General features: G+C 59.9%; 23 protein-coding genes and 1 tRNA gene. 10 read left to right on the top strand and 14 right to left on the bottom strand.

Annotated features, from left to right (window positions below):
• The 5 genes from BM059_RS18310 to BM059_RS18290 all read right to left on the bottom strand — a co-directional run.
• Positions 1 to 237: helix-turn-helix domain-containing protein (locus BM059_RS18310; RefSeq protein WP_167364585.1), on the bottom strand; the 237-nt coding region annotated here is incomplete at its 3' end.
• Positions 238 to 425: 188 nt separating this feature from the next.
• The gene (locus BM059_RS18305) at positions 426 to 1,124 is read right to left on the bottom strand and encodes an endonuclease (protein ID WP_037004302.1); all 699 of its coding nucleotides are present in this window, start codon (positions 1,122 to 1,124) and stop codon (positions 426 to 428) included.
• Positions 1,125 to 1,235: 111 nt separating this feature from the next.
• Positions 1,236 to 2,687 carry a high affinity choline transporter 1 gene (locus tag BM059_RS18300; protein ID WP_074940786.1) on the bottom strand — a complete coding sequence of 484 codons (1,452 nt, stop codon included), beginning with the start codon at positions 2,685 to 2,687 and terminating at the stop codon, positions 1,236 to 1,238.
• A 428-nt stretch (positions 2,688 to 3,115) separates the two neighbouring features.
• On the bottom strand, positions 3,116 to 4,249 hold the full coding sequence (locus tag BM059_RS18295) for a mechanosensitive ion channel family protein (protein WP_074940784.1): 1,134 nt from the start codon (positions 4,247 to 4,249) through the stop codon (positions 3,116 to 3,118).
• Positions 4,250 to 4,459: 210 nt separating this feature from the next.
• Positions 4,460 to 4,765 carry a YceK/YidQ family lipoprotein gene (locus BM059_RS18290; RefSeq protein WP_074940781.1) on the bottom strand — a complete coding sequence of 102 codons (306 nt, stop codon included), beginning with the start codon at positions 4,763 to 4,765 and terminating at the stop codon, positions 4,460 to 4,462.
• A gap of 540 nt (positions 4,766 to 5,305) precedes the next feature.
• On the opposite strand from BM059_RS18290, the gene BM059_RS18285 reads away from it, so the two are divergent.
• Both BM059_RS18285 and BM059_RS18280 read left to right on the top strand, forming a co-directional pair.
• Complete coding sequence (locus tag BM059_RS18285; protein ID WP_074940779.1) at positions 5,306 to 6,064, top strand: hypothetical protein; 759 nt, start codon at positions 5,306 to 5,308, stop codon at positions 6,062 to 6,064.
• Between the two features lie 94 nt (positions 6,065 to 6,158).
• Entirely contained in the window at positions 6,159 to 7,010 is an 852-nt protein-coding gene (locus tag BM059_RS18280) for a hypothetical protein (protein WP_139220762.1), read from the top strand.
• A gap of 23 nt (positions 7,011 to 7,033) precedes the next feature.
• Here BM059_RS18280 and BM059_RS18275 read toward each other — a convergent pair whose 3' ends face one another.
• Together BM059_RS18275 and BM059_RS18270 are read right to left on the bottom strand one after the other, a co-directional pair.
• Positions 7,034 to 7,501: a hypothetical protein gene (locus BM059_RS18275; RefSeq protein WP_074940775.1), complete on the bottom strand. Its 468-nt coding sequence runs from the start codon at positions 7,499 to 7,501 to the stop codon at positions 7,034 to 7,036.
• 55 nt (positions 7,502 to 7,556) lie between these two features.
• On the bottom strand, positions 7,557 to 7,823 hold the full coding sequence (locus BM059_RS18270) for a DNA-binding protein (RefSeq protein WP_074940808.1): 267 nt from the start codon (positions 7,821 to 7,823) through the stop codon (positions 7,557 to 7,559).
• 120 nt (positions 7,824 to 7,943) lie between these two features.
• On the opposite strand from BM059_RS18270, the gene BM059_RS18265 reads away from it, so the two are divergent.
• From BM059_RS18265 to BM059_RS18220, 8 genes are all read left to right on the top strand, one after another.
• Positions 7,944 to 8,162, top strand: a complete 219-nt coding sequence (locus tag BM059_RS18265; RefSeq protein ID WP_059390727.1) for a hypothetical protein — start codon at positions 7,944 to 7,946, stop codon at positions 8,160 to 8,162.
• Positions 8,159 to 8,323 carry an Arc family DNA-binding protein gene (locus BM059_RS18260; RefSeq protein ID WP_074940773.1) on the top strand — a complete coding sequence of 55 codons (165 nt, stop codon included), beginning with the start codon at positions 8,159 to 8,161 and terminating at the stop codon, positions 8,321 to 8,323. Before BM059_RS18265 ends, BM059_RS18260 begins: the two co-directional genes overlap by 4 nt.
• On the top strand, positions 8,320 to 8,535 hold the full coding sequence (locus tag BM059_RS18255; protein ID WP_074940771.1) for a hypothetical protein: 216 nt from the start codon (positions 8,320 to 8,322) through the stop codon (positions 8,533 to 8,535). Before BM059_RS18260 ends, BM059_RS18255 begins: the two co-directional genes overlap by 4 nt.
• Positions 8,528 to 8,869: a hypothetical protein gene (locus BM059_RS18250; protein ID WP_074940769.1), complete on the top strand. Its 342-nt coding sequence runs from the start codon at positions 8,528 to 8,530 to the stop codon at positions 8,867 to 8,869. Before BM059_RS18255 ends, BM059_RS18250 begins: the two co-directional genes overlap by 8 nt.
• Positions 8,862 to 9,260 (top strand): hypothetical protein, encoded by a 399-nt coding sequence (locus tag BM059_RS18245; RefSeq protein ID WP_074940767.1) that lies wholly within the window; start codon positions 8,862 to 8,864, stop codon positions 9,258 to 9,260. Before BM059_RS18250 ends, BM059_RS18245 begins: the two co-directional genes overlap by 8 nt.
• Before the next feature lie 126 nt (positions 9,261 to 9,386).
• Positions 9,387 to 9,635, top strand: a complete 249-nt coding sequence (locus tag BM059_RS18235; RefSeq protein WP_074940765.1) for a hypothetical protein — start codon at positions 9,387 to 9,389, stop codon at positions 9,633 to 9,635.
• Positions 9,636 to 9,931: 296 nt separating this feature from the next.
• Positions 9,932 to 11,179: a hypothetical protein gene (locus BM059_RS18225; RefSeq protein ID WP_074940761.1), complete on the top strand. Its 1,248-nt coding sequence runs from the start codon at positions 9,932 to 9,934 to the stop codon at positions 11,177 to 11,179.
• Complete coding sequence (locus BM059_RS18220; RefSeq protein WP_074940806.1) at positions 11,179 to 12,204, top strand: phage integrase; 1,026 nt, start codon at positions 11,179 to 11,181, stop codon at positions 12,202 to 12,204. The genes BM059_RS18225 and BM059_RS18220 overlap by 1 nt, the downstream gene beginning before the upstream one ends.
• A gap of 25 nt (positions 12,205 to 12,229) precedes the next feature.
• Here BM059_RS18220 and BM059_RS18215 read toward each other — a convergent pair.
• From BM059_RS18215 to BM059_RS18185, 7 genes are all read right to left on the bottom strand, one after another.
• Positions 12,230 to 12,303 (bottom strand) — tRNA-Gly (locus tag BM059_RS18215).
• A 73-nt stretch (positions 12,304 to 12,376) separates the two neighbouring features.
• Complete coding sequence (locus BM059_RS18210) at positions 12,377 to 13,264, bottom strand: alpha/beta fold hydrolase (RefSeq protein ID WP_074940759.1); 888 nt, start codon at positions 13,262 to 13,264, stop codon at positions 12,377 to 12,379.
• 393 nt (positions 13,265 to 13,657) lie between these two features.
• A complete protein-coding gene (locus BM059_RS18205) occupies positions 13,658 to 14,350 on the bottom strand; it encodes a pseudouridine synthase (protein WP_074940757.1) in 693 nt (230 codons plus the stop codon).
• Positions 14,351 to 14,353: 3 nt separating this feature from the next.
• Positions 14,354 to 14,557 carry a cysteine-rich CWC family protein gene (locus tag BM059_RS18200; protein WP_074940755.1) on the bottom strand — a complete coding sequence of 68 codons (204 nt, stop codon included), beginning with the start codon at positions 14,555 to 14,557 and terminating at the stop codon, positions 14,354 to 14,356.
• A complete protein-coding gene (locus BM059_RS18195; RefSeq protein ID WP_074940753.1) occupies positions 14,557 to 16,023 on the bottom strand; it encodes a sensor domain-containing diguanylate cyclase in 1,467 nt (488 codons plus the stop codon). Before BM059_RS18195 ends, BM059_RS18200 begins: the two co-directional genes overlap by 1 nt.
• Before the next feature lie 405 nt (positions 16,024 to 16,428).
• Positions 16,429 to 20,109: an urea carboxylase gene (gene uca / locus BM059_RS18190; RefSeq protein WP_074940751.1), complete on the bottom strand. Its 3,681-nt coding sequence runs from the start codon at positions 20,107 to 20,109 to the stop codon at positions 16,429 to 16,431.
• A gap of 165 nt (positions 20,110 to 20,274) precedes the next feature.
• The gene (locus BM059_RS18185; protein ID WP_074940750.1) at positions 20,275 to 20,910 is read right to left on the bottom strand and encodes an urea amidolyase associated protein UAAP2; all 636 of its coding nucleotides are present in this window, start codon (positions 20,908 to 20,910) and stop codon (positions 20,275 to 20,277) included.
• Positions 20,911 to 20,989: the final 79 nt, after the last annotated feature.

The following is a 20,989-nucleotide window of genomic DNA, read 5'->3' as shown; positions in this document are numbered from 1 at the left end:
CCAGTAGGGGTAGCGGTGGTGCAATTGCACCACCGCTTGCTCCAACTCCGGATCGCTGCGCCCTGGGCTGCTCAAAGGCCGCCGAGATCGATCCTGCAGGCCCGTATCACCTTGCTCACGGTACCGATCCAACCACTTGTAACCAGTCCTGGGACTGACGCCATACCGGCGACAAAGCTCCCGCACATTGCTTTCGGGTTGCCCCGCCAACAGAACAAATTCACGCCTTATCGACATAGTGCTGCGCTCCGGCCACGGCATCACTCGATCTCCCGATTCGATGAACCCCGTAAGCCTAAATGCGTTACCTATGTCTCCCGACACCCGTTACCTATGTCCCCCGGCTGAACACTGCGCGCACCAGCCTTACTGTCATTGGTGCGCACGGCCTAGGCGACCCCGCGACATCCTACGTGAAGCGCGAGCTACGCGCGCTTGCGCGCACAGCGATTCATATCCACCTTGCTCACATAGGGGTTGCCCCAGCCCATCACGCAGGCCACTTGCTGGTTGCGCTGCTGTTCCCAGACCTTGGGCGGGTAGGCCTTGCTCCAGGCTTCGTAGAGCTGCCGATCCTGTTTCGACAGGCGCAGCTTGTAGCGGTCGGCCATGTAGAAATAGGTGCGCGCGATCATCCCGCGAATGGCCGGGCGCGGCATCACCTTGCGCGCCTTGAAGTCCACCACCGTCTCGCAACGGCCATATTGATGCGGCTTCTGCGGCAGCCAGGCGAAGCTGTAATTGCTGCGATCGCCATTCACCTCACCGATGCTCGGCACCAGGTTGTGCAGGTCGGCCTCGGCCTTACGAAACTGCGTATCGTTGGCTGCACAATTCTTGCGTCCGCCTTTCTGCCAGCACTGGCGCTGGTGGCCGATCACCCAAGCCGGGACGATATGTTCCCACTCGATACGCTGGGCGCGGTTGGCGTTCTTGCGCGGCGTGTAGCCACAGGAGCGCAGGTCGACGCGTTTACCGCTGTACTTGCAGCCGCAATAGAACTCGGTGGATTGCTGGGCATACAGCGGCCAGGCCAGGCGCTTGGCCTCGGCGAACGTGGCGGGTGCCGCGCGCAGAGAAAGGGCTGTGAAACAGCAGAGCAGGAGCAGTAGAGATCGAATCATGGGGCGGCAGAGTAGCCGTCACCGACACCGATGTGAAGTCGGAAAATTCATGATTTTCAATGGCTTATATAGTGGCAAAGCGCCCCCCTCAAACGAGGAGGGCGCCCGCTTTCAAGCGTTGGCCGAGGCAGTGATGGCTTGCACGCTGTCGCCACGGTGACGGCTGAACTGCGGTAGCAGCGAGCCGATCAGCATGCCCGCCAGGCTCAACAGCAGCCCGGCCAATTGCGGCGGCCAGAAGTCGGTTTCCTGGTAGGTCAGCTCCAGTGCAACCCAGCTCATCAGGCCGAAACAGATCGCCAGCAGCGCACCCTGGGTGGTTGCACGCTTCCAGAACAGGCCGGCGAACAGCGGCACCACGGCGGCCACCAAGGTCACCTTGTAGGCGTTGCCGACCATCTCGTAGATGCTCGCCGTGGAGTTCAAGGCGAAGATCGACGTGGCGATGGTCATCGCTACCACGCTCAAGCGCATGGCCAGCAGGAACTGGCGGTCGCTCATCACCGGCACGAAGTTCTTCAGGATGTTCTCGGTGAAGGTCACCGACGGCGCCAGCAACGTGCCCGAGGCGGTGGACATGATCGCCGAAAGCAGCGCGCCGAAGAACATCACCTGGGCGAACAGCGGCGTGCGCTCCATGATCAGGTGCGGCAGGATCATCTGCGCGTCCTCGGCCAGCCACTTCTGCACCATCGCCGGGTCGATCAGCGAGGCGGCGTAGGTGAGGAAGATCGGCAGCATGCAGAACGACAGATAGAACACCGCCCCGGCCATCGAGGCACGCGCGGCGATGTTCTCGGTCTTGGCCGACATCACCCGTGCGTACACATCCTGCTGCGGAATCGAGCCGAGCATCAGCGTCACCGCGGCGGCGATGAAGGCGACGATATCCCGTGGCTCGAAGGCATGCATGAAGGTGAACTTGCCCTCGGCTGCGGCGTGGCTGATCACCACGTCGGCGCCGCCGGCCATGTCGCCGATCAGCCAGGTCAGGTAGCCCAGGCCGGCGACGATGATGATCATCTGCATGAAGTCGGTCAGCGCCACCGACCACATGCCACCGAACAGGGTGTAGAGCAGCACGATGGCGGTGCCGATCAGCATGCCTTGGGTGGTGGTGATCGAGCCATCGGAGAGCACGTTGAACACCACGCCCAGCGCGGTCAGCTGCGCGGCCACCCAGCCCAGGTAGGAGCCGATGATCACCAGGCTGGTAAAAATCTCCACGTGCGGGCCGTAACGCTTGCGGAAGAAGTCGCCGATGGTCAGCAGGTTCATGCGGTACAGCGGCCGGGCGAAGATCAGGCCCACCAGCATCAGGCAGCCGAAGGAACCGAACGGGTCCTCGATGATGCCGGCGAAACCTTCCTCGATGAAGGTGGCCGGGATACCCAGCACCGCTTCCGAGCCGAACCAGGTGGCGAACACCATGGCCGCGACCAGCGGGAAGGACATGCTCCTGCCGCCAGCGGCGAAATCCTTGGAGTTTTTGACGCGAGTGGATGCGTAGAAGCCGACACCGACGGTGAACAGCAGGTAGATCGCAACAAACCAGATCAGCATGGGATGAACACCAGTGGCTCGCCCGTCGTCCGGCGTGGGCAATGCCCGCTAGGCCGCCTGGACAGACAGAATTGTTGTTTTCATGGCGCGTCACGCGTGGCGAGCGGTACCCGGCGGGCATTCGCCGTGTCGGGTTCACGGCCACCTGCCGCAACGGGCGAGCAGTCTGCCAAAGCCGTAAAATATGTCAAACAGATAAAGGCCTGTTGAGCGTAAAAAATGATAAACGATAGGCCCGTTGGGCTAGGGATGCGGCCAAATCAGGCTGTCTGGAATTTTTTGCGGATAGCCGTTGTGGATATTTTACGAATGTGCTTTGTCGTCAGCACCGATATTCGCCGCAACGGCGTCAGGCGTTGCGGGAGAGGCGAGCGAAGGGCGCTGACCAGCGCTCGCCCACCTCACCATCTTGATGTTGCGAGGCTGGGCTAGCTGAAGCGTGGCAGGCGCCCATCGCTGGCGCTCTCGGCACCCTCGGCCTGCTGCGGCAAACCGGCGACCTTGAGTACTGGCACCTTCTCACCCACCAGACGCAGATCGCGACGCGGCAGGGCGAAGCGCACATCCAGCTCACGCAGGGCGTCGAGCAGCTGCAGGTTGATCTCCTGCTGGATGTCCATGTACTGGTTGTAGTCCGAGGTCAGCACGATATACACCACCTCGAAGGTCAGCTGGCTTTCGTCGAAACCGAGAAAGTGCGCACGGTCGAAGCGGGCCTTGGGCGTGGCGCGGATGATATCGCCGACCTTTTCCGCCACTTGGCGCACCTTGGCGCTGGGCGTGTCGTAATTGATGCCGAACTTGAAGACGATGCGGCGGGTATCCATGCGCTTGTAGTTGTGCACGATCTGCCGTAGTAGGTCGGCGTTGGCGCACACCACCTGCTCACCGCTGAGGCTGCGAATACGCGTGGTCTTCAGGCCGATATGCTCGATCGAGCCGGCGACTTCGCCGAACACGACGAAGTCGCCGATCTCGAACGGCTTGTCGACGCCAATCGATAGCGAAGCGAACATATCGCTGAGCACCGTTTGCACCGCCAGCGCCACGGCGATACCGCCGACACCCAGGCTGGCCACCAACGCGGTGATATCCACCCCCAGGTTGGCCAGGATCGACAGCAGCATCACCGACCACACCACGATCAGAATCATGATGCTGATGATGGTGGTCATCACCGGGTTGTAGCTGCCGCCGCTCTTGCCCATCACCAGGCTGCGCGACCACAGGCGCACACCAGTATCGACCCACAGCGCTACCTGCAAGGCCAGGGCGACGAACCAGGTATGGCTCAGCGCGCTTTGCCAGTTAAGTGGTAAGTCCGCCAGACGCAGCGCCAACAGCAGGGAGAACGCCAGCAACAACAGGCGGCTGGTGCGGCCGATGACCATGGCGATGAAGTGTGACCAACTGCTCTCCTGATCCGCCGACCCGGCCTTCAGACGCTTGTGCAGGGTGTTCACTAGGGTACGCAGCACGCTGTAGATAAGCGCCGTCGCAACCAGAACAATCGCCACGTTGAGCCAGACATCGCGTTCAAGCCAGATATTCCACTGTTCCATCGCCAGGGGCCTCCAGAAAAAGACACATAGGGTTCTGGTGGCGTTGGGTGGCAGAAGTTCCGGGGACAGTGCGAGTGGTTCTGGTGCTGGCGTGATGATGAGGTGGTCTTTGCTTGTATGGCTTTTACAAGGCGGAGAGCCGTGCATCGAGCTGCTAGGATTTCCCCACGCTAACAACGCAAGAAGGCACGGGGTTCTTCGTTTCCGTGGTTACTTGATCGGTTTGTTCGCCTGATAGATGTCATGCGGGAGCATGACGGTATCGACAGCAGCGTCCACAGGCAGGGAAAAGATCGTCAGTACTGGGCAAACGACCGATAGCCAGCACCAGGCCGTGGCTGGAAAGTATCCGCGATTGACTTCGTCAGAGCCGAACAGTACGCCGAAGTCGTACGCAGTGCCTGAGTAGTAATCGGGTCCGTAGTAACTGCCATTTCGCCCGAACAGAGTGCCGCAACCGGCGAGCGCACTCACCAGAACGGCTAGCGCGAAGATTCGATAGATACGCTTTAGCATGAGACATCCTTTTCCGACTAAGGCCACCTTGGCCGCGCCGAAGAGTACGCATCTCAGCGTCACGTCACAACTTCAGTTCACCAGCCCAAGGCGGAGACGTGGCTCGGTTCACCCTGCTATGCGCAAAGAAGAAACGAAAAAGCCCCGTCAGTGATGACGGGGCTTTTGCTTGGCTGTCTGGAGCGGGTGATGGGAATCGAACCCTTTCCGGCCCCTCGCTGTGATCCGCAAAGCCCGGCTTTTCTGGCCTTGCAGCCCAGCAGCTACAGCATTTTTCCGCTATCTCTTGCAGTGATTTCGACACTTTTTCGACACGTCGTCTGGACAGCTTTCAATCCTGCTAGTAGCGTCTGGCCATTACGTTGCTTTGGCTTATCGGCTGCGTTGTCTTTTCCGCCAAACTGGAGTCGCGTTCCTTCGTCTTGTCTTCAAGCGAATCAAGGCTTTACTGCATGGCAAGGAACGTTATCCGACATCGCCAAGGTCTGTTGTGAGACAGCAATGTCGCCTAATTAATAGTTATATGAAATAGGAAGGTTCATGGCCGACGATAGGAAAGCTCGATACCGAGATATCTCCGATGGCTTGTTACGCCAAAGAAGGAACCTGCTTCTTATTTCTCTAATGCTTCCACTATTTTTTATTAGTGGTGCGGATATCCAAAATATAAATATCCTGGGAACCGTCATCACCATAAAAAATCCTGAAGCAATAAGGTTTTCACTTGTAGCTTTGTTTTTATATTTTCTCTGGAGATACTTACAGTATTATCTTGAAGAAACTTATGTTAAAGACATGCATAGAAGAATCCATGAATACCTTTATACGTGGGAAAACAGGTATCTAAGCAGGAAGGCCCGACAAATGGCAGGCTTTCTTAAGTCGGACTTTGTGAGGGTTTGCTTTGCAGACCCTAGATATTCTTGGAGCGGTCGTTATGTAGCAATCCCGGAAAATCGAGACAAAGTGGTCTTTCCATTTCGTAGAAAGTGTGAATTCTATATTTACCCCGCCAATGATCGCGAGGGGCACAAAGAAGAACAAATAAAGAAGTTTCATTCAGATATGGCTCAGGCTGAAAGCGCTGGATGGATCGCCCTACGAACTTCCGATGACTCGAGCCACCCGCCAAGCTTTTACCGCAATTACTTAACTTACAGCATAATAAGATTCAACATTATGCGTTTAGTTGGGGGTTGCAGGTACATGTTGAGCGAATCATACTTTACCGACTACCAACTCCCTTTTATCATCGCTATCGCTTCTGCATTAATCACGACATATGCAGTATTCATATAAAAACTGGTTCAAGCCCTTCGCTACGCTCACTGGGACGGGCTAAAGCTCGCTCCTTAACCAATCGTTAGATTTCAAGGAATACATAGTAAGTATCATGAGCGACGGGATAATAGGTAAAGCCACATACAAATGTGATCGGTGTGGTGCGAAACACTTTCTACATGATGATGACTTCTGCTTTGAGGCTGAATCAGGTTCTGAAAGAGTTATGGGTGAAGAAACCCAGTACGTCTGTGAGGTTGATGAGCCATGCAATTATTGCAATAACGAAATTCACCTGAAATTTGAAGTGTGGGAATATCCCGTTGGTATAATTAATATGACCAATGAGGATTCTTCTGGAGCCGAAATTTTAGAAAGTTACTTCGAAATTTATCACGCTCCGCCTCACGAAGAACATGAAGAAGCTGTAAGACTTGTAAAATCGCTAGTCCTGCTTCGCTTTGATGCTTTCGCTGAGACGTTCGTTGAGTTTTGGGTAAAAAGCTACAAAAAATCTCCTCGCCCAACAACCATGATCTCAATTCTTGGGGCGTTGTTTTCTATTATTGGATTGGGTTTCTTTATATACACATCAGAACAAGCTCGAGCTCAAAAGCTCGCAAACTTCCAAAGTTACTCTGAGCAATTTGAGTTGCTAAGAAGTACCGAGAAAAACCTAAACGATTTATCTGTTTTTATTTCTAGCCAGAAAAGCGAAATTGAGGCCGCCAAGTCGCTTATCCAAGACTTGGAGACAAAAAAATCTGAACTTGAGCCAATTGTTACCGCAAACCAAGATGTTGTTGATGCGATATTTCTTCAGCAGAGAAGAGATATCGATGAAAATATCTGGGTAGAGCGGGGGATAAGTTTTTTGTTGGGTATTCTAGCTTCGCTAATAGCTACAGTGATCTGGCATTTTGTTGGCAGAAGCAAGAAAGAAAAATCTAACAGGCAAAGGTAGCCAGGCGCGTTAACGCTCCGCTGTTATGGGCGTTGTTTGAATATGTCGCGTCGTGAGTGTGCGTGCACTAACTCTTTTTTGCTTAATTCAACATTGACTACTATCCAGTAGTCGTTTGGTTTTTGGTTGCCTATATCTAGGGCTGCTTCAAGGTCTTCAAGCATAATTTTCTCCCCTGGTTTAAGGCTTTTGTTTATAGGGTAGAATTTGTTTGTTGATTTGAAGTTCCATCTTCCACTGTCGATTCTATAGCCGTATGTGATTTCAACGCTCTCTATGTATCTGGTTTTTGAGTGCTTTGGATTGTTTACGATCTGCAGTTCGTCGAGCCTTGTATAGATAAGGCTATTTCCTACTAGCGCTCGACCTTTTCCTGTTACTTTGAAAGCCCATTCGTCATGGGCTTGTCCGACGTAGAACGCTACTTCCTCGGCTGCCTTTGCCTGCGTGAACGCGATCAGGCATAGGATGGCGCATATCAGTTTCTTCATGGTTTTCCGAGCTCCTTTCGGGCGTACCAGCGCCTAGCTGCTTCCTGAGTGATCGCTATCCCGCGTTGGGTTGGCTCAAGTTTCGGTTGGCTTCGTCGTAGTCTGGGCTGGTCTGACCAGACTCCGGTGCTATCTGACCACTGGCCAGCCAGAGGGCGTATTGCGGATAGATCTTCACGAGCACGTCTATTTCTTCAGTGCTGACCCTGACAATCCCTTTGCTCACGCTTCTCCATCTCTCGTATTCCCCGCCGTATTCGCTGGTCTTCTTCGGGCCGAGTTTTCTTAGTAATAGCCTGGCTCTATCTGCTGATGTCGTCATATAAGAAATTGCGATTGGGAAATAGTTTGCCATCCGAACCACGGTGGTAAATAATTCCTCAGTGGTTAAATATTTCCCATGTCCAGTGGGATCAATGCCGAACATAGTGGATTAAAGCTTATGGATACGGAAGGTCTCGACCCGCAAAAGCTGCACGGTGCACCGCCCTTGATGCCGTGGCAGAAGTTTGCCGAGTGGATCGGCATGGGCGACGAACCCATCGTGGTACGCACCTGGGTAGAACGTAACTACCTGCCTTCGCAGAAGGTCGGCAAACGCACCATGGTCAACGTGGCGTTGCTGACCCGCCAGCTACTGGAACAGGAGTGGACGCTGTGAGCCGAACAGACCCGCAATTCAAGCTGCGCGTACCGCCCGAGCTGCGCGCCAAGATCGAACAGTCCGCCTTCGCCTCGCGCCGTTCGATGAACTCGGAAGTCGTCATTCGCCTGGAAGCGAGCTACGCCCAGGACAAAGCCGCCAAGGAGGGCAACCAATGACCGCCACTAACGAAAGCCTCGACCTGTGCAGCGTGAAGACCTTCGCCGAGCTAAGTGGTGTGACGGTCGAAGAGGTCATCAACTGGGTAGACAGCCAGACCATCCCCAGCATGAAGCTGGCCGACTTCCGCATGGTCAACCTTGCCCGTCTCCGCGCCGATCTGGAGAAGGGCAAGACCGTATTCAAGGCAGGAGACTACGCCCATGTCTAAGCCTGCCCTGGTGTTCGATCCCGTTACCGCTATCGGCTTCATTGGCCAGACCGTGCTCGTCGAACTGCGCTGGGACGACGACAACGAAATGCTCTGGCGCTGCTATCACGTCGTCGGCGTGGTGCTGCCTGTGCCCGGCGTGTTCGAAGAAGGCTACTTCCTCACCATGCCGTTCGATGGCAGCGAAGACCTGCCGGTCGAAGTCTACTTCGACAGCATCAACACCCTCCGCGTCGTGCGTGATCGTCACGCAACCGGCAAGGTGCTGGATCGCTTGCCGCTGCCGCCCCTGTTCCAGGGCCACGCCAAGGAAGGGGAGTGCAGCCATGCGTAAGCCACGTATCCATCTCGATGCTGCCACTGCTCTGAGCTATGTCGGCAAGACTGTGCTGGTTGAAACCGCCTGGGACGCTGAGCCGGAATCCTTCTGGCAATGCATCCAGATTGTCGGCGTGCTGATCCCGACCCCGGATATGCAAGGCGCCCCGTGCTTCTTGGGTGTCGAACTCAGCTCCAGCACGCGCAACCCGAACGAGTTCTACTTCGACGACATTTGCTCTATCAGGGCGATGCGGTACCGCGACCGGCATGGTTCCGGCAACGTACTGGGCCGCATGACCCTGACCCATTCCGCCGATGGTTCCGGGTCAGGGGCCGCGCTCCCGGCTCGTCGGAACAGCTCCACCGTTCCGGCGAACGGAAGCACGGGCGCAGCGAACCCTTGACCGCGCACCATGAATATCAGCCTGACAACGGGAGTGTGGGGTAGCTTCACCACCCCGCGCTCCCGAGCCCTCGGCGGCAAGAGTGGGATGACAAGGGCAAAGCCCTTGGTGTGTGAGGGCCGCTGAATGAGCACCGTTGCCGTGCAAGTGTGCATGAGCTGGGTGAACCACCCTGACGGCTCGCTCTCTTGCTCCCTGCTTGGCTGGCAACAGGCCTATCTGATTCCGCCCGAAGCGGCAGGATACGTCGACATTCTCGTATCCGGTGGCTTTTCTCCTGAGGCTTTTGGGGTGGGCTTTGGCGGCACCTTGCTTGCCTTCGCCATCGGTATTTCAGGCGGCATGGTCGCCTCAGTCCTGCGCCGCATGCGCTAACCCGGAGCGTTTCCCATGGAAGCCTTTCACCCTCTCTCTTGCCTTCTGTTTCTCCTCTCCCTGGCCTACAGCTTTGGTCAGTCCATCAGCCAGCAGCCAAACGATCTACGTCCGCTTAGATGGCTTGAGGAGGAGGTGGCGTGCGCGCCGCGAGCGAGCGGTTCAGTTCAGAGGGAGCGAGCGGCAAGCGCGCCGCTGACGCCCCTGTAACACGTCAGAAAGTAAGACGAAAACTTCCGCAGTAATCAGCAATAGGTGACCAAGTGAAAAAGCCAAAAGACTTCCTGAGACTCGACATGCTGGCGCGTGAAGATGCGACTGGCCGGCTGTTCGTAGACCCGGGCAACGCCCGTATCGTTGACCTGTCGAAAGTCCGCCTGCTGCACTGCGGCGTCGATACCGTTCGCCAGTTGTACCGTGGCCTGCTCCGGCCGGAGCTGCTGTGCCTGTTCGACAAACCCGGCACCATCGTCGACTTCGCGGGAGAGCGCTGGCATGCAGGCCGTGTCAGCAAGGATTCGGGCTACCAGTACAAGCTGCAGAACGCCGACCTGGGCTTTGTGCTGCTGCTCAAGAACTACAACGCCAAAGTCGAGAACATCGGCCCACACCTGAAAATCGAAGTGTCACCCCATGCCATCGACAGCCTGTCGCCCGAGCGCCTGCAGGCCCGCATGGATTTCTACGCCGAACAGATCCTCACCCACATCGAACGCAACCAATGCGCGGTGCATCTCGCCCTGGATGTTCAAGGCTGGCAACCACCCGCTGATCTGGTCGCCCGCATGCACTGCCGCGCCCGATCTGCTCGCGATATCTCCGGTATCAAGGAAATCACCTGGGACACGAAAAGCAGCGTCTACGGCCGTGGCGAGACTTACATGTTCGGCTCTGCCGGTGGCGTGCAACTGGCGATCTACAACAAGACCGAGCAGGCCAAGGCCACCGATAAGCTCGACTACTGGGAAGGCGTCTGGCGGCGTCGTGACAGCTTCGACGAAGGCGACCCGGACAACTACAACCGGGACCAGACCGTGTGGCGCGTAGAGCTGCGTTACCACCACTCGGTGATCCAGCAGTTTGCCTCTGGCTCCGTCGATCTGCACACCGGCAACGCCATCGATACCAACAGCTACGCCGCCTTCACGCCTCACTTGGATGGCCTCTGGCGCTACGGCATGCAGCAGTTCAAGTTGCTGGCTCGCCCTGGGTACTACGAACCGATTTGGACCCTGCTACGTGAAGACGCCCGCGTTGATCTGCCGGTCGATTCTCTGCTGGATGACACCGAGTACAAGCGCAACTACAAGACGTCTCGAGGCTTCTCCGGCAAGAATGTGGAATTGTTCCTGGGAAACTTCGTAAGCCTGCTGGCACGGGAGCGAGTGGGCGCTAGAAAGGGCTTTTACCGGCTCAAGGATTGGGAATGCTGGCCGGTGATTCGTGACCACTACGCCGCTAAGGGGATGGACGAGGATGGGCTGTACAAGCACCTCAAGAACATCCTGGAGGAACGGCACGTAAGGTGGGGCAGGGCGATCTGATGGCGATCATCCAACAGCCTGACGGGCGCTGGAAGGTCGATGTAGAACCCATCAAGGGGCGGCGCTTCCGCAAGACCTTCAAGACCAAGGCTGAGGCGCAACGGTTCGAAACGTCCTGCAGGGCCAAGGTGATGGAAACGCCCGACTGGGCACCCAAGCCAAAGGACCGCCGCAAGCTCTCTGAGGTGTTCACCCGCTATTACGATCTGCACGGCCACACCCTGGCCGACTCCAAGCGTTTGAAGCAGGTGCTGGCGAACATCGCTCATGACCTGGGCGACCCGGTAGCCGCCAAGTTCACCGCTGACCAGTTCTGCACTCTGCGCGGCAAGCTGCTGGTTGAGGGCATCAACGGCAAGACGCTGAACAACCGCCTGGGCTACGTGAAGTCGGTATTCAACGAACTGCATCGCCTGGGCGATATCGACTACCCGAACCCGTTGGCCAAGGTGCGTCCGTTACGCCTGCAGGAACGCCCGCTGTCGTATCTGACCCAGGAACAGATAACCGAGCTGCTGGAGGCCTTCGACAACTACCCGAACTGCACGCATATGGCGCTGATCGCTCGCGTCTGCTTGGCCACCGGGGCACGTTGGGGTGAGGCTCAGGGGCTGGTGCCATCCAGGGTGAAGAATGGTGCGGTGACTTTCGCCAATACCAAGTCGAGACGCACACGAACCGTGCCCATCGCGCCGGCCCTGGAGCGGATGCTGTTGGACTACTTCAAGGAATACGGGGCGTTCCCGAACTGCATCCGGCATTTCAGTCGCGTGCTGCAATCGACGTCGATCACGCTACCGGCAGGACAAGCCACGCATGTTCTGCGGCACACGTTCGCCAGTCACTTCGTCATGGCCGGTGGCAACATCCTGACCTTGCAGAAGGTCCTGGGACACTCCTCGGTGACGATGACCATGCGCTATGCACACTTGTCGCCCGATCACCTGCAGGACGCGCTACGCCTGAATCCCATCGTCGACACTTTATCGACACTTCCAAAACCCGGAAACGAAAAAGCCCTGTAAAAACAGGGCCTTAAAGCTGCAATTTTGGAGCGGGTGATGGGAATCGAACCCACGGCTCTAGCTTGGGAAGCTAGGGTATTACCATTATACGACACCCGCAGCGGGCGCCTTTATACCGGAAGCGGCGGCGGAAATGAAGCGCAAAGCGCATCCGCTCCGCGCTCGGTGCCTTTCATACCGCCATCGCCTGGAGGTCGCGCAGGTCGCCTTTGACTGGCAGTTGCAGGCGTTTGCTGGGGGCGTTGAAGAAGTTCAGCAGCACGCGTTGGGTCTGCAGCCAGGCGGCCTTGTGTTCCATGTCGAGGAAGTGGCCAGCGTCGTTGATCACGGCGAACTGGGCGTGGTCGATGTGCTGGGCGAACAGGCAGGCGTCTTCCACCGAGGTGTATTCGTCGCGGTCGCCGTTGACGAATATCAGCGGGATGTCGATGGCCTGCAGGCATTCCTTGCCGCAGTTCGCTTCCATGCTCAGAACCTGCTTGATGTGTGCGTACATCTGCCGGTACTCATGCTCATCCAGGGTGCTGACGTGCTTGTGGTTGAAGCGCTTGAACAGCGACGGCAGGTGCTTGCCGATGGTGCTGTTGACCAGCAGGGCGACGTTGTCGCGGTCTACCGAGCCGAGGAAGCGCAGGCCCTTGTGCAGGTAGTCGAGCATCGGCACGTTGAGGATCGGCGAGAAGGAGCAGACGGCAGCTTTCTCCAGGGTCGCCGGGCGTTGGGCCATGGCGAGCAGGGAGGCAACGCCACCCCAGGAGAAGGACATCAGGTAGTTGGCACCGTAGTGGTCGATCAGGTGCAGCAGGATCGCCGCTTCGTCTTCCTTGGTGATGGGTGTGAAGTCGCTGTTGTAGGGTTTCGACTGGCCGGCATAGGGCAGGTCGAAGGCCACTACGTTGAACTGTGGTTGCAGGTATTTGATCGTTTGCGTGAACGAGGCCGTGGTCGCCAGAGAGCCATTGACCAGGATGATGGTCTTGCTTGCTGCCGGGTTGCCGTAGAACTCCGTGTGTACCTTGTGCTTCCTGTTGATCTCGACGACTGCGGTTTCTGGCCTCATGTCGTTTCCTCCTGGCGCAAGTGTGTCAAGGCGAGCGGCGGCCGTTCGCATTTGATTGAGCAGTCAGAAAAGCGCCTGAGCGTGACAGCTTGATGTCAGGCTGGAGATTTTTGTAAGTATTTGAATTTCAAGCAGTTAGGATCGAAACAGGCGAGCACTCCAGACCTTTTGCAAGGCCGTGGAGAGGGCGGTGTTACCAGGCAGGAATCCAGTCAGCGCAGAGCGCCAGCAACTGAAAGAAGGCTTAGCTGTCTCGTAGTGACTGATTGGTCATCTCAAGACTTATGGTTCGATTCAAGCAGTTACCTTGCAGCCACGCAAGGGTGAGTCACATCTTTATCATGCTTTAGCGGTGCCGTTGGTCGGTTCGTGTTTTTTGCTGCGCGGGAGGGATCAGACGCTGGCGATTTCTGCCGCTGTCAGCGCGCGGTATTGGCCGGGGGCGAGCTGCGGGTCAAGGACGATTTCGCCCATGCTTTCACGGTGCAGGGCGACGACGCGGTTGCGGAAGTGGCCGAACATGCGCTTGACCTGATGGTAGCGGCCTTCGAACAGCGTCAGCCGTGCTTCGTGGCTGCTCAGTAGGTCGAGCTGGGCGGGTAGGGTGGTGAGATCCTCGAAGGCGAAGTACAGGCCCTGGGCGAAGACCTCGGCGTACTCGGCGGTGATCGGCTGTTCGGTGGTGACGTGGTAGACCTTGGGTTTGCGCTGCTGTGGCTGGGTGATGCGGCGCGACCAGCGCCCGTCGTTGGTGATCAGCAGCAGGCCGCTGGTGTTGAGGTCGAGGCGGCCGGCCAGGTGCAGGTCGTGCTTGTCCGGCTCGTCGAGCAGGTCGAGGACGGTGCGGTGTTCGTCGTGCTCGGTGGCGCTGACCACGCCGACCGGTTTGTGCAGCATCCAGTAGCGTGCGCTGCGCCCGGCTTGCAGCAGTTCGTCATCCAGCTCGATGCGCTGGAAGTCGCGTACTTCATGGCGCGGGTCTTGAACCACCGCGCCGTCCACACGCAGGCGTCCGGCGCTGATCAGCAGGCGGCTGTCCTGGCGACTGAAGCGGGGAAAGTTGCTGAGAAAACGATCCAGGCGCATGGCTCAGTTCTGTTCGCCGCGCTCGGCCGCATCCAGCGCACCGGCGCAGGCGGGGCACAGGCAGGCCTGGTCACGTTGTTCGGGCGTCAGACGCGCTAGCGCGGTTGGGTCGATTTGCGCGTCGAAGCACCAGCAGGGCTCTTCACGCCCGGCGGCGACGCTGCACTGGTTGGCCTTGCCGCACAGCGGACAGCGTTGCGTGTCCATCAGCTGTCGACGCAGACGCGGTCGCGACCGGCCTGTTTGGCGCGGTACAGCGCGCGGTCGGTGCGGCCGAGCAGGGCGTGCAGGCTTTCGCCGGTTTGCCACTGGCTGAGACCGAGGCTGACGGTGACTTGCAGGGTATGGCCTTCGACTGCATAGCGTTGTTCGGCACATTGCTGGCGCAGTTTCTCGGCCAGGTCATGGGCGGCCTGGCGGTCGGTGTTCTTCAGCAGCAGGATGAATTCCTCGCCGCCCCAGCGGCAGAGAATGTCGGACTGGCGCAGCGCGCCGCGCAGTTGCTGGGCGAAGTCGTGCAGCACCTGGTCACCAGCGAGGTGGCCGTGCTGGTCGTTGATCAGCTTGAAGTTGTCCAGGTCCAGCAGCACGGCGCACAGCGGGCTGCTGTCGCGCTGCGCTTCCTGCAGGGCCTGTTCGGCGAGGATGTCGAAGCCGCGGCGGTTGGGCAGTTCGGTGAGGCTGTCGGTGGTGGCCAGGGCAGCGATACGTTGTTGATAGCGACGAATCGCCAGGCTCACCAGGGTCAGCACGATGACGGTGACCAGCAGGCACAGCAGCAGGTTGATGTAGAGCCCCTGGCGGATGCCGGCCAGGGCCTTGTCCTGCTTGTCGACGAACAGGTACCACTCCAACTCGGGGATGTAGCGCACGTTGAGGAAGTGCTCACGGCCCTGCTCCTGGTATTCGAACTGGCCGCTTTGTGGCGTCGGCAGTTTTTCCATCAGGCCATCGAGGCCGGGTACGTCAGCCAGCGAATCGCCGACCTGGGCGCCCATCGGCCCGCCCTGGGCACCGGTCAGGGTGATGCGCCCGGTGGTGTCGACGAAGTAGACGCTGCGCTCGTAGCGCGCCTGGTATTCGTCGATCAGCTTGACCACGGCATCGACCGCCAGGCCGACGCCGGTGGCGCCGATGAAGCTGCCGTCGTAGTCGAGCACCTTGTAGTTGATGAAGATGGTCAGGCGGTCGGCGTTGGCCATGTCGACGTCGACGTTGATCTCGTAGGGCTCCTTGAGGCCGCGCACGCGGTAGTACCAGACGTCGCGCGGCTCGTCCGGCTTGACCTGCTTGAGCACGCCCTTGGCCTGGTAGTAGGTGCCGGTCTTGTCGGAGACGAAGAAGCTGGTGAAGGCGCCGTAGTGCTCCTGCACTTCACGCAGGTAGCGGGTCATCTGCCCGTTGTCCTGTTCGCCGGCCAGCACCCAGTCACGCAGGAAGGTGTCGCGGGCCATCATCGAGGAGATGAGGATGGGGCGCACCAGGTCCTTCTGGATTTCCGAGTAGACGGTGTCGGAGGTCAGCGGCAGTTCGGTGTTGATGATGCTGTCGCGAATCGAGTCGCGCGAGGCGTAATAGCTCAGCAGCGAAGTGGTGAGAAAGCCGCTACCGAGCAGGAACAGGAGCAGTAACACCAACGAGGTTTGCGTGTGCCGTTTGGGGCGCAGGGACATGGGTGAATCCGGGAGCGGGTTGATGGCGTGATGCTAGCTTGCCGGAAGGGGATAGCGCCAGTTGTGATCACAATCGGCGCGGTTTATCGGTTGCGAATGCTGGGTGAGATGCCCGGATTGCATCGGGGCTACGGGTCTGTTGTAGGAGCGGCTTCAGCCGCGATTGAGGTTACCGGTATTGCGGTGGCGCATGAGGATGTCGCGGCTAAAGCTCCTCCCACAGGGAATCGGTGGATTGGGGAGTGTTGTGAAAACGCGACCAACACTTCTTCGGCAGGGAATCGGCGTTCGTGTGGATCGCGGCTGAAGCCGCTCCTACGTGATCGCTGTTGCAGCGCAATGCCGCCCAGCCCCTCCCACAGGATGTTCGCGGACCCTGTGGGAGGCGCTTCAGCGGCGAGCTTTTCAGGCTTCTTCCAGCACCACCACGCGCTGCCCGGCGCGTACGGGTGAGCCTGGTTGCACGCGCACTTCGCGCACGGTGCCGGCCATCGGCGCGGTGAGCGGGATTTCCATCTTCATCGACTCGAGGATCACCAGCACGTCACCAGCCTGCACCTGCGCGCCGGGTTCGACCTGCACCTGCCAGAGGTTGCCGGCGACGTGGCTTTCGATGGCGTGCTGGCCGCTGGCGAGCGGGGCATCCTCGCCCTGTTCGGGCGCGGCTTCCTCGACCTCGAAGTGGGCCTGGCCGCTGTCGATCCAACGCTGGCGCTCGGCGTCGAAGGCCGCGCGTTGTTGCTCGCGGAAGGCGGCGATGCCGTCGGCTTCGTCATCGAGAAACTGCTGATAGTCGGCCAGGGCCAGTTCGCTGTGTTCGATGCGCAGTGGGTAGCGACCGAGCGGGAAGTCGCGGCGGATGCGCAGCAGTTCGTCCGCGCTGACCGGGTAGAAGCGAATCTGGTCGAAGAAGCGCAGCAGCCAGGGTTTGCCGTCGAAAGCTTCGACCGCGCGGTAGCGGTTCCACATCTGCAGGGTGCGGCCGACGAACTGGTAGCCACCGGGGCCTTCCATGCCGTACACGCACATGTAGGCGCCGCCGATGCCGACGGAGTTCTCCGCCGTCCAGGTGCGCGCCGGGTTGTACTTGGTGGTGACCAGGCGGTGACGCGGGTCGAGCGGCGTGGCCACCGGCGCGCCGAGGTAGACGTCGCCCAGGCCCATCACCAGGTAGCTGGCATCGAATACGGTGCGGTATACCTCGTCGAGGTTCGGCAGGTCGTTGATGCGGCGGATGAACTCCAGGTTGCTCGGGCACCAGGGCGCGTCCTTGCGCACGGTGGTCATGTACTTGTCGATGGCCAACTGGCAGGCCGGGTCGTCCCAGGACAGCGGCAGGTGGACGATACGCGACGGTACGCGCAGGTCTTGCGCGGCGCACACGGCGTCCCACTCGCCGGCGACTATATCGAGCAGCGTCTGCAGCGCCAGGGTTTCCGGCTGGTAGTGCACTTGCAGCGAGCGGATGCCGGGGGTTAGGTCGATCACGCCGTCCAGTTGCTTGGCTTCCAGTGCCTGCATCAGCGCATGGCCACGGAAGCGCAGCACCAGGTCGAGTTCCGGCTGGCCGATTTCCAGCAGCAGGTGGGTGTCGCCGGACAGGCGTGCGACCAGGCGGGTGTCGGCTTCGCCGATGTCGAGAACGATGGGCGAGGTGAGGTCGACCACGGACAAGCCCCCTCTCCCATTTATGGGAGAGGGCGCGTGCGAGATGGCAGGCGCAGCCCTCTCCCCCGGCCCCTCTCCCGCAAGCGGGAGAGGGGAGACAAGCGCGAGTTTGCTGACCTCTGTGTCGCGTGCCTTGGCCAATTCCCGCGCCGTGGCGGTATCCACCGGTACGAAGCGCACCTTGTCGCCGGCCTTGAGTTGGCCGAGCTGCCACAGGTCGGCCTCGATGATGGTCACCAGGCAGACGAAGCCGCCCAGGCTGGGGCCGTCCGGGCCGAGGATCACCGGCATGTCGCCGGTGAAGTCCACCGCGCCGATGGCGTAGGGGTTGTCGTGGATATTGGACGGGTGCAGGCCGGCTTCGCCGCCGCTGTCGCGCACCCATTCCGGCTTCGGCCCGATCAGGCGCACGCCGGTACGGCTGGAGTTGAAGTGCACTTCCCAGTCGGTGGCGAGGAAGGTGTTGATGTAGCGCTCGCTGAAGTATTCCGGTGCGCCATGTGGGCCGTAGATCACTCGCAATTCGCGCACGGCCGGCAGGGCCGGGCAGAGTTCGACAGGCAGTTGCGTGCCGCTGCTGGTATCGCTCAGCGGCAGCAAGTGCAGGACGTCGCCGGCACGCAGGGCACGGCCGCCATGGCCACCGAACTGGCCGAGGGTGAAGGTGCTCTTGCTGCCCAGGTAATCCGGCACCTGGATGCCACCGCGAATGCTCAGGTAACTGCGCGCGCCTACGCCTGCAATGGTGCCGAGCGTCAGGGTGCTGCCGGCCTTGATCAGCAGGGCGGTGTTCATCGGCTGTTCCACGCCATCGATGCTCAGCGGAATCTCGGCACCGGTGACGGCGACCACGGCGTCGGTATTGAAGCGCAGGGTCGGGCCGCTCATGGTGATTTCCAGGCCGGCGGCGCCTTCTTCGTTGCCGAGCAGGCGGTTGCCCAGGCGCAGGGCGCGGCTGTCCATCGGCCCGGAGGGTGGTACACCGACAGCCCAGTAGCCGAGGCGGCCGGGGAAGTCCTGCACGCTGGTCTGGGTGCCGGCGCTGAGTACCTCGAAGGTGGTCGCCTGGTAGACGAGGTTTTCCAGGCATCGGGTCCACGGGTTACCGCTGGCGAACGGGGCATCGCTGAGGATCTGGCGCAGGTAGTCGCGGTTGCATTCCACGCCGTACAGCACCGAGTCGGCCAGGGCTTTGTCCAGCGCGGTGCTGGCCTGCTCGCGGGTCGGCGCCCAGGTGATCAGCTTGGCGATCATCGGGTCGAAGTAGGGCGGGATCTCGCAGCCGGCTTCGACCCAGGTGTCGATGCGCAGGGCTTTACCGTCGGCTTCGGGAAATTGCACGGCGGTGAGCAGGCCGGGGCTGGGCTGAAAATCGCGGCCCGGGTCTTCGGCGTACAGCCGCGCCTGGATGGCGTGGCCGGATGGCTTCAGGCCTTTGGCCAGTTCGCTCAGCGGCGCTAGGTCGCCGGCGGCCAGCTCGATCATCCAGCGCACCAGGTCGACGCCCCACACCTGTTCGGTGACGCCGTGCTCGACCTGCAGGCGGGTGTTCACTTCGAGAAAATAGAAGCGCTCGGCTTCGCTGTCGTAGACGAACTCGACGGTGCCGGCGCTGCGGTAACTCACCGCCTTGGCCAGCTTGATCGCCGCGGCGCAGAGTTCGTCGGCCATGCCGGCCGGCAGGTTCGGTGCCGGGGTTTCTTCCAACACCTTCTGGTTGCGCCGTTGTACCGAGCAGTCGCGCACGCCGAGGGCAAGCACTTCGCCCTGGCCGTCGCCGAACACCTGCACTTCCAGGTGACGGGCGCGCTGGATGTACTTCTCGATAAACACGCCGCTGTCGCTGAAGTTGTTCTGGCCGAGGCGTTTGACCGCCTCGAAGGCCTCGCTTAGCTCGGCGGCCGAACGGCAGACGCGCATGCCGATGCCACCGCCGCCAGCGGTGCTCTTGAGCATCACCGGGTAGCCGACCTGCTCACCGGCTACCAGCGCGGCATCGAGGTTTTCCAGCAGCTCGGTGCCTTCGAGCATCGGCACGCCGTGCTGTTTGGCCAGGGCGCGGGCAGTGTGCTTGAGGCCGAATACGCGCAGTTGCTCGGGCGTTGGGCCGACGAAGGCGATGCCGGCGGCTTCGCAGGCTTCGGCGAAGGCCGCGTTTTCGGAGAGAAAGCCGTAGCCGGGGTGGATGGCTCGGGCGCCGCTGCGTTTGGCGATGTCGAGAATTTTCTCCACAACAAGGTAAGTCTGCGCGGCCGGGCCGTCGCCGAGGGAGAAGGCCTCATCGGCCTGCTGCAGATGCAGGCTGGCGGCGTCGGCTTCGGAGTACACGGCCACGCCGCCGACGTTCAGCTCACGCAGGGTGCGCAGGATGCGGCAGGCGATGGCGCCACGGTTGGCGATCAGGAGTTTCTCAAACATCAGGGTGACCCTCGAAGGTCATGGCGGGCCGTCCCGCTGTCATTCGTTATGTGCCACGGTCGTCCGTGGTGAAAATCCGGTGATGCGTGTTGCGCGTGTTGGCGGGACGCATTTTGTAGGGCGGGTGAAACCCGCCAAGGCTCGGCGGGTTTCACCCGCCCTACGTTAGTTCCACACCAGCACTTCGGCGGGGGTTGGGTTCCAGCCGTTGCACGGGTTGTTCAGTTGCGGGCAGTTGGAGATCAGCACGATGACGTCGGTCTCGGCCTTCAGCTCCACGTACTTGCCGGGCGCGGAGATGCCGTCCTCGAAGGTCAGGCTGCCCTCCGGGGTTACGGGAACGTTCATGAAGAAGTTGATGTTGGCGCCGATGTCACGCTTGCTCAGGCGGCCGTCGTGCAGGCTGGCGCGCAGGAAGTTATCGCGGCAGCTGTGCATGTAGCGCTTGTCCAGGGCGTAGCGCACGGTGTTGCTCTCTTGCGCGCAGGCGCCGCCGAGGGTGTCGTGGCGGCCGCAGGTGTCGGCGACGATGGTCAGCAGCGGCTTGCCGAGATTGGAGTAGAGCACCGTGCCGGTGGTCAGGTAGACGTTGTTCTGCTTGCGCAGGGTGCGCTGCGGGTCGAAGCGTTCGCGCGGATTGCGCGCGGCGAAGAACAGGGTGTCGATCGCCTGGTTGCCTTCCAAGTCGTGCAGGCGCAGGGTCTGCCCGGCCTTGACCTCGAACAGGTAGGGTTCGCCCGCCGGGATGGTGTGGCGGAAACTGGCAGTTTCGGGATGCAGGGTGCTGGCAGTAAGGCTCATCGGAGTGTCCTCAATCGCATTTACTGGGCTCCCGCCTTCGCGGGAGTGACGAGTTCGGCGTCCCCCACAGGCGGGACGG

Source organism: Ectopseudomonas composti, from assembly GCF_900115475.1.
Taxonomy (GTDB): domain Bacteria; phylum Pseudomonadota; class Gammaproteobacteria; order Pseudomonadales; family Pseudomonadaceae; genus Aquipseudomonas; species Aquipseudomonas composti.
The sequence above is the reverse complement of the archived record's forward strand: the minus strand, read 5'-3'. Positions and strand labels throughout refer to the sequence as shown.

Coding starts and splice junctions, on each gene's coding strand:
- BM059_RS18295 (WP_074940784.1), bottom strand. CDS start 4,249: ATGGAACAGTGGAATATCTGGCTTGAACGCGATGTCTGGCTCAACGTG.
- BM059_RS18225 (WP_074940761.1), top strand. CDS start 9,932: ATGCTGGCGCGTGAAGATGCGACTGGCCGGCTGTTCGTAGACCCGGGC.
- BM059_RS18195 (WP_074940753.1), bottom strand. CDS start 16,023: ATGTCCCTGCGCCCCAAACGGCACACGCAAACCTCGTTGGTGTTACTG.
- BM059_RS18300 (WP_074940786.1), bottom strand. CDS start 2,687: ATGCTGATCTGGTTTGTTGCGATCTACCTGCTGTTCACCGTCGGTGTC.
- BM059_RS18285 (WP_074940779.1), top strand. CDS start 5,306: ATGGCCGACGATAGGAAAGCTCGATACCGAGATATCTCCGATGGCTTG.
- BM059_RS18255 (WP_074940771.1), top strand. CDS start 8,320: ATGACCGCCACTAACGAAAGCCTCGACCTGTGCAGCGTGAAGACCTTC.
- BM059_RS18185 (WP_074940750.1), bottom strand. CDS start 20,910: ATGAGCCTTACTGCCAGCACCCTGCATCCCGAAACTGCCAGTTTCCGC.
- BM059_RS18220 (WP_074940806.1), top strand. CDS start 11,179: ATGGCGATCATCCAACAGCCTGACGGGCGCTGGAAGGTCGATGTAGAA.
- BM059_RS18200 (WP_074940755.1), bottom strand. CDS start 14,557: ATGGACACGCAACGCTGTCCGCTGTGCGGCAAGGCCAACCAGTGCAGC.
- BM059_RS18280 (WP_139220762.1), top strand. CDS start 6,159: ATGAGCGACGGGATAATAGGTAAAGCCACATACAAATGTGATCGGTGT.
- BM059_RS18210 (WP_074940759.1), bottom strand. CDS start 13,264: ATGAGGCCAGAAACCGCAGTCGTCGAGATCAACAGGAAGCACAAGGTA.
- BM059_RS18275 (WP_074940775.1), bottom strand. CDS start 7,501: ATGAAGAAACTGATATGCGCCATCCTATGCCTGATCGCGTTCACGCAG.
- BM059_RS18265 (WP_059390727.1), top strand. CDS start 7,944: ATGGATACGGAAGGTCTCGACCCGCAAAAGCTGCACGGTGCACCGCCC.
- BM059_RS18250 (WP_074940769.1), top strand. CDS start 8,528: ATGTCTAAGCCTGCCCTGGTGTTCGATCCCGTTACCGCTATCGGCTTC.
- BM059_RS18270 (WP_074940808.1), bottom strand. CDS start 7,823: ATGACGACATCAGCAGATAGAGCCAGGCTATTACTAAGAAAACTCGGC.
- BM059_RS18205 (WP_074940757.1), bottom strand. CDS start 14,350: ATGCGCCTGGATCGTTTTCTCAGCAACTTTCCCCGCTTCAGTCGCCAG.
- uca (WP_074940751.1), bottom strand. CDS start 20,109: ATGTTTGAGAAACTCCTGATCGCCAACCGTGGCGCCATCGCCTGCCGC.
- BM059_RS18305 (WP_037004302.1), bottom strand. CDS start 1,124: ATGATTCGATCTCTACTGCTCCTGCTCTGCTGTTTCACAGCCCTTTCT.
- BM059_RS18290 (WP_074940781.1), bottom strand. CDS start 4,765: ATGCTAAAGCGTATCTATCGAATCTTCGCGCTAGCCGTTCTGGTGAGT.
- BM059_RS18235 (WP_074940765.1), top strand. CDS start 9,387: ATGAGCACCGTTGCCGTGCAAGTGTGCATGAGCTGGGTGAACCACCCT.
- BM059_RS18245 (WP_074940767.1), top strand. CDS start 8,862: ATGCGTAAGCCACGTATCCATCTCGATGCTGCCACTGCTCTGAGCTAT.